A 7,073-nucleotide genomic window follows, 5' to 3' on the forward strand; every position below is an offset into this window, starting at 1 on the left:
GACGCGCATTCGCCCACCAGCACTGAACTACAAAGGTACGCCTTGGGTTCCCAACGCGGAGCATCCAGCGCCACGCGGTAGCGCAAGTTCCCAGCTCGGTAAAAATAGAAGCTGAGGCACCCGTGGCCCTGGCTGGCCCCAACGCCACCGGGAATTGCCGCTGGTATTGGCAAAGGCGATGGTTCAAGAAGGATCAACGACAGGCTTTCCCTTCATGTCCTCCATCCGCCCGCTGATCCCGCTCCTGATCGCCGCCGGCATCCTGCTCGGCGGCAACGGCCTGCAGAGCACCTTGATCGCGCTGCGCGGTGCGCAGGAAGGTTTTCCCGCCTCCTCGATCGGTCTGATGGGCACGTTCTATTTCGCCGGCTTTTTGCTCGGCTGCCTTGCCGTCACCCGCATCATGAAGTCCGTCGGCCATGTGCGCGCCTTTTCCGCATTGGCGGCGATCGCCTCGGCGGGAACGCTGCTGCTGGTGCTGGTCATCGATCCCGTGATGTGGTGCGCCGTGCGCTTTGCCGGCGGGTTCTGCTTTGCCGGCCTGTTCACCATCATGGAAGCCTGGCTGAATTCCGGCGTCACCAACACCGACCGGGCGCGGGTGCTTGCCATCTACCGCATGGTCGATATCGGCTCGGTGACGGGCGCCCAATTCCTGATCCCGATCTTCGGCGCCGGCGGCTTTGCCATCTTCGCCATCATGTCGATGATGATCACCGTTTCGCTGGTGCCGGTTTCGCTCGGCGACCGCTCCAACCCGACGCCGCCGGAAGACGTCAAGCTCGATTTGGCGCGCGTCTGGCGGATCTCGCCGCTTGGCTGCTTCGGCTGCATCGCCGTCGGCGTCACCAACAGCGCCTTCCGCACCCTGTCGCCGGTCTATGCAGAGCAGATCGGCATGTCGGTCGCCGACGTCGTCACCTTCGTCAGCGTCGGGATTTTCGGCGGCGCCATCATCCAATACCCGCTTGGCTATCTCTCCGACCGCTGGGACCGGCGCTCGGTTCTGCTGATGACGACGTGTTGTGCGATGGTGGCGGCGCTGGCGCTGGCGTTGGTGGCAGGCGGCAGCCCGTTCGTCAACTTCGTGCTCGTCTTCATCTTCGGCTGCTTCGCCATGCCGCTCTATTCGCTGTCGGCGGCGCATTCCAACGACCGCGCCGACAAGGGCGAGTTCGTGCTGATCAACGCAGCCTTGATGCTGTTTTATTCCTTCGGCGCCATTGGCGGCCCGTTCGCCGCCTCGACGGCGATGCAATATTTCGGGCCGAGCGCGCTGTTCGTGTTCAGCGCCATCGTCTATGCGGTCTTCGTGGCCGTCATCCTTTACCGGATGCGGGCGCGGTCTGCCGTGCCGGCGAGCCATCGCAGCCGTTTTACCGCCCTGTTGCGCACGTCGACGGTTTTTGCTCGGTTGGCGAAGAGGAACGCTGATCCCGATGAGCCCGCAAAGCCCCGATAAAGGTGCTTACGCTTGACGAAAGCGCGCGCGGCTGAAATTGAAAGAGACCCTGCCCTTTGCCAAAAGCGATTTGATGCACGTCATCACCACCCAGAAAGAACTCGAGACCGTTATTGCCGCTTTCGAAAAGGCGGAATTCGTCACCGTCGATACCGAATTCATTCGCGAAACGACCTTCTGGCCGATCCTGTGCCTGATCCAGATGGCAGCGCCCGGGGTGACGGCACTGATCGATCCGCTGTCGCCCGAAATCGATCTGAAGCCGTTCTTCAGGCTGATGGCCAACGAGGCGATCGTCAAAGTCTTCCATGCGGCGCGCCAGGACATCGAAATCATCGTGCATCTCGGGGATCTGGTGCCGCATCCGGTGTTCGACACCCAGGTGGCGGCGATGGTCTGCGGCTTCGGCGACAGCGTTTCCTACGACCAGCTGGTGCAGCGCATCACCGGAGCGCGGCTCGACAAGTCCTCGCGTTTCACCGACTGGCGCCACCGGCCGCTGTCCGAAAAGCAGCTCGATTACGCACTTGCCGACGTCACCCACCTGATCGAGGTCTACAACCACCTCAGCGCCGAACTGGTGCGGGAAAACCGCGCCCACTGGCTGAACGAGGAGATGGACGTGCTGACCTCGCGCGAGACCTACGATCCGCATCCCGAGGATGCCTGGAAGCGGCTCAAGATGCGGCTGCGCAAGCCGCAGGAACTGGCGATCGTGCAGGCGGTGGCCGCCTGGCGCGAACGCGAAGCGCGCGAGCGCGACGTGCCGCGCGGCCGGGTGCTCAAGGACGATGCGATCTACGAAGTGGCGCAGCAGGCGCCGCGCGACGCGGCGGCGCTGAGCAAGCTGCGCACCACGCCGAAGGGCTGGGAACGCTCTTCGACCGCGACGGCATTGCTTGGCGCAGTCAACGCTGCCCTTGCCCTGCCCAGGGAAGAGATGCCGAAGCTGCCGAAAAGCTTCCAGCCGCCGGAGGGGTCGAGCGCCGCTGCGGAGTTGTTGAAGGTGCTGCTGCGGATCGTTGCCGAAAAGGAAGGCGTCGCATCGAAGGTACTCGCCTCCAGTGACGACATCGACCGCATCGCTGCCGAGGGCGAGGAAGCCGACGTGCCGGCATTGCAAGGCTGGCGGCGCGCCGTTTTCGGCGAGGCCGCGCTCAAGCTGGTGCGCGGCGAACTCGCCATCAAGTTCGACAAGCGCAAGATCGCGCTGTTCGACGTGCAGCCTTGATCTGCTCAGACCAAGCCGAGCAGATGCAGCGCCAGCCATATCCAGCCAAGTGCGAGAACTACCGCGCCTAGGTAGAATGCCCTGCTGCGCAGGATTAGCCGATTGCTGGTCAAGTGGACCGATGCGTGAAGATAGCGGGAGACGACAAAGATCCACATCAGTGCCAAGGTCAAATAATTGACGCCATTGGTCACGTGCAGCGTCAAGCATAACACGTAGAAAAGCACCGGCAGTTCGAACTGGTTGCTCAGATTGTTGGCGACGGTGACGCTGGAACCAGGCTCCGTCGAGCGCGTCTTGAACTGGCCGGTCTTGGCTTCGCCCGATCTGACCGCACCATAGCGGCGCCGGCCCATTACGACATAGACGACATAGACCAGCAGCACCTGCGCCAGCATCGGCCAGAAGATCGCGGTCTGGTTCAAGACGCCCCCTGTCTTTGTCACCCAGCCTTCAAGGCCGTTTCTGAGCCATCAGGGTAAAAGCCGCAATGATGGTCACCGGCACCGCCAGAAGCGCGAATTTGGTGACGATCAGCGCTGAGGCAAAGGACAGCGAATCCGGATTGGCCGACAGGAAATCGGACAAAAGACGAGCCACGGCGATGTTCTGGGCATAGTCGGCAAGTGTGTAGGGCAGCACCAGCACAGCTGCGAATATCGACTGGGTTTGCGCAGGCAGCGCACGGAAATTCTTCAGCCGCCGGCCCGAGGCCAGGATCAGGCTGACCATCGTCAGCGACAGCAGCGCCGGAAACAGCAGGTCGAAGGTCAGGTAATGCCAGACGAGAATGATCTCGCTGCCACGCCGGCCGAGCGCCGTCAGCCAGGCCATGCCCTCATCCGGGGTGAAACCGGCATAGCGCATGTCGAGCGACGGCAGACCGCCGCTCAATTGGCGAAAATAGAGGAATTCCATCGCCGTCATGATGATGAAAACCGCCACGGTGGCGAAACAGAGTGCGGCGGCGTGGCGCGACAGCCGCAGGATCATTGCCGCCAGATTGCGCCAAGGCGCATGGCGATCAGGCCCCGCCAGGATAATTCGGGCTTTCGCGGGTAATCGTGACGTCATGGGCGTGGCTTTCACGAAGTCCGGCATTGGATATCCGCACAAAAGTGGCGCGCTCGCGGAAATCGGCAAGGTCGCGGCCACCGACATAACCCATAGCGGCTTTCAGGCCGCCTGCAAGCTGGTGCAGCACACCAGACACAGGTCCTTTGTACGGCACCTGCCCTTCAATGCCTTCCGGGACCAGTTTCAGCGTGTCGCGCACCTCGGCCTGGAAGTAACGATCGGCGGAGCCGCGTGCCATGGCACCGACCGAGCCCATGCCGCGATAGGCTTTGAAGGAGCGGCCCTGGTGCAGATAGACCTCGCCCGGGCTCTCGTCGGTGCCGGCCAGCAGCGAACCGATCATCGCAGCACTTGCGCCGGCGGCAAGCGCCTTGGCGAGATCGCCCGAATATTTGATGCCGCCGTCGGCAATGACCGAGACGCCCGATTTCTGCGCCGTCTCGACCGCCGACATGATCGCCGAGAGCTGCGGCACGCCGACGCCGGCGACGATGCGGGTGGTGCAGATGGAGCCCGGCCCGATGCCGACCTTGACCGCGTCGGCGCCGGCATCGATCAGCGCCAGCGTGCCTTCTGATGTGGCGACGTTGCCGGCCAGGATGCGAACCGAGTTGGAAAGCTTCTTGGCCCGCGTCACCGCATCCAGGACGCGCTGCGAATGACCGTGCGCGGTGTCGATCACCAGAAGGTCGACGCCGGCGTCGATGAGGCGCTCGGCCCGCTCGAAACCGTCATCGCCGACGCTGGTGGCGGCGGCGGCGCGCAAGCGCCCCTGCGCGTCCTTGGTGGCGTGCGGGTTGAGCTGCGACTTCTCGATGTCCTTGACGGTGATCAGCCCGACGCAATTGCCGTCCCGGTCGACCACGACCAGCTTCTCGATGCGGTGCTGGTGGAGCAGCCGCTTGGCTTCGTCCTGATCGACGTTCTCCTTGACCGTGATCAGGTTCTCGCGGGTCATCAACTCGTAGACCTTTTGCGCAGGATCGGAAGCGAAGCGGACGTCGCGGTTGGTCAGGATGCCGACCAGCCGGCCGACCGTGTGGCCGCCGGCGCCGCCGTTCTCGACCACCGGGATGCCCGAGATGCTGTAGGTGCGCATCAGACCCAGCGCATCGGCAAGCGTCGCCTCGGGACCGATGGTGACAGGGTTGACCACCATGCCGGATTCGAATTTCTTCACCTGCCGCACCTGCTCGGCCTGTTCGGCCGGCGAGAAATTGCGGTGGATGACGCCTATGCCGCCGGCCTGGGCCATGGCGATGGCGAGTCGCGCCTCGGTGACCGTGTCCATGGCGGCCGACAGGATCGGCACGTTGAGGTCGATGTCGCCGGCGATGCGGGTGCGGATGTCGGTCTCGCCGGGCATGACCTCGGAATGACCCGGCTGCAGCAGCACGTCGTCAAAGGTCAGCGCCAATGCGCCGGTGGACGTCTCGATGATTTTTGCCATGGCCAGCCCTCGGAATGCAGGAAAGGCGCTCGCCCTAATGGACAGCGCCGACTCGTCTTCTTCCCTTTCAGGATTGGCGCTGGCTCGTAACACGTCCCGTCGCCGTTGAAAAGCCGATGGTTGTGTAGTGGCAAAGCTGCATTTGCCGCAGGTGCTGCACGACTTGCGGTCGCACAAACGTGACAGCAAATTAATGCGACATCCGGGCCAAGCCATGATACCGCCCTACCTGTCGGTTTGGCCCCCAAGGCCGGCAAGCAATCGCGACGCACATCTCAAGGTCGGATTCATCGTGAACCGCACCATTCCGCTTATCCTGGCGGTCGCTCTATTCATGGAAAACATGGATTCGACCGTCATTGCGACATCGTTGCCGGCGATCGCCATCGACATCCACACCAGCCCGATCGCGCTCAAGCTGGCGCTGACCGCCTATCTGGTATCGCTGGCGATCTTCATTCCGATCAGCGGCTGGATGGCCGACCGCTTCGGCGCCAAGAATGTCTTCCGTGCCGCGATCGCCGTGTTCATCGTCGGTTCGGTCGCGTGCGCCATTTCCAATTCGCTGCCGGCTTTCGTGGTCTCACGCTTCCTGCAAGGCATTGGCGGCGCCATGATGACGCCGGTTGGGCGTCTGGTGCTGGTACGCGCGACGCCGAAAAGCGAACTCGTTTCTGCCATGTCGTGGCTGACCGTCCCGGCTCTGGTCGGCCCGCTGGTCGGCCCGCGGGTAGGCGGCTTCATCACGACCTATTTTTCCTGGCACTGGATTTTTCTGATCAACGTGCCGATCGGGCTGATCGGCATCTGGCTAGCCACGCGTTTCCTGCCGAAAACCGATCCTGCCGAGACGCCGCCGCTCGATTTCACCGGTTTCGTGCTGAGCGGGTTGGCGGCATCGGGCATCGTGTTCGGCCTGTCGGTGGTTAGCTTGCCGGCTCTGCCGCCCGCTGCCGGCTTTGTCACCGTAGCCGTCGGTCTGGCGTCGGCGGTGCTCTATCTGCTGCACGCGCGCCGCGCCAAGAATCCGCTGCTGGCGCTCGAGCTGTTTCGCAATCGGGTGTTCCGCTCGTCGGTGCTCGGCGGCGGACTGTTCCGCATCGGCATTGGTGCCGTACCTTTCCTGTTGCCGCTGATGTTCCAGATCGGTTTCGGGCTGACGCCGTTCCAGTCCGGCATGATCACCTTCGTCTCGGCAATCGGCGCCATAGGCATGAAATTCGTCACCGCGCTGATCTTCAGGGTCGCCGGCTTCCGCCGTGTGCTGATTTTAGGCCCGCTCGTCGCTGCCGCGTCCATCGCCATCAACGGCCTGTTCACACCCGACACGCCCTATGGGCTGATCCTCGCCATGCTGCTCGCCGGGGGCTTCATCCGCTCGATGTTCTTCACCGGCATCAACGCGCTTGCCTATGCCGAGATTTCGGCCGCCGACACCAGCAAGGCAACGCCGATCACCGCGGTGTTCCAGCAGCTGGCGATCGCGCTAGGCGTGGCGCTGGCCGGCGGCATCCTGGAAGTGTCGACCAATATCCATGGCGGCCCACTGACGCTGAGTGACTTCCACACCGCCTTCTTCATCGTGGCGGCGGTGTCGGCGGCGGCCTCGCTGTCGTTCATGCGGCTGGCCCCGGACGCCGGCAATGCCGTGTCGGGACATGGCCGGCTGACACCGCCGAAGACATTGGAGCCGGTGAGCCCGTCCGGGAGTTGATGCTCCTTCCCTTCTCCCCTTGTGGGAGAAGGTGGCGCGGGGCGCCGCGCCGCGCCCGCTGAGGGGGGGTTGGAGAAATTCTGCGGTAACAACAGCACTCGGGGTGACCAGCGGGGACCCCACAACAACCACCGCGCGG

The 7,073-nt window shown here is 63.5% G+C and carries 6 protein-coding genes; 3 read left to right on the forward strand and 3 right to left on the reverse strand.

From position 1 onward, the window contains the following. Positions 1–214: 214 nt before the first annotated feature. Positions 215–1,462: an MFS transporter gene (locus tag NKJ08_RS21875; RefSeq protein ID WP_352783271.1), complete on the forward strand. Its 1,248-nt coding sequence runs from the start codon at positions 215–217 to the stop codon at positions 1,460–1,462. Positions 1,463–1,535: 73 nt separating this feature from the next. Beyond that, on the forward strand, positions 1,536–2,693 hold the full coding sequence (gene rnd / locus NKJ08_RS21880; protein WP_352525471.1) for a ribonuclease D: 1,158 nt from the start codon (positions 1,536–1,538) through the stop codon (positions 2,691–2,693). 5 nt (positions 2,694–2,698) lie between these two features. Here the strand turns inward: rnd and NKJ08_RS21885 are convergent, their stop codons facing one another. Genes NKJ08_RS21885 through guaB form a run of 3 tightly spaced genes read right to left on the reverse strand, consistent with a single transcriptional unit; the run spans position 2,699 to position 5,220 of the window. Continuing rightward, on the reverse strand, positions 2,699–3,118 hold the full coding sequence (locus NKJ08_RS21885) for an MAPEG family protein (RefSeq protein ID WP_352525473.1): 420 nt from the start codon (positions 3,116–3,118) through the stop codon (positions 2,699–2,701). A 28-nt stretch (positions 3,119–3,146) separates the two neighbouring features. Beyond that, positions 3,147–3,686 (reverse strand): hypothetical protein, encoded by a 540-nt coding sequence (locus tag NKJ08_RS21890; RefSeq protein ID WP_352776787.1) that lies wholly within the window; start codon positions 3,684–3,686, stop codon positions 3,147–3,149. Between the two features lie 31 nt (positions 3,687–3,717). Further along, positions 3,718–5,220 (reverse strand): IMP dehydrogenase, encoded by a 1,503-nt coding sequence (guaB, locus tag NKJ08_RS21895; protein WP_352525343.1) that lies wholly within the window; start codon positions 5,218–5,220, stop codon positions 3,718–3,720. 292 nt (positions 5,221–5,512) lie between these two features. Here guaB and NKJ08_RS21900 point away from each other — a divergent pair, with 292 nt between their 5' ends. Then, on the forward strand, positions 5,513–6,934 hold the full coding sequence (locus NKJ08_RS21900) for an MFS transporter (RefSeq protein WP_352783275.1): 1,422 nt from the start codon (positions 5,513–5,515) through the stop codon (positions 6,932–6,934). The last annotated feature ends 139 nt before the right edge of the window (positions 6,935–7,073 follow it).

This window comes from Mesorhizobium sp. M0244 (genome assembly GCF_040321795.1).
Lineage (GTDB): Bacteria > Pseudomonadota > Alphaproteobacteria > Rhizobiales > Rhizobiaceae > Mesorhizobium.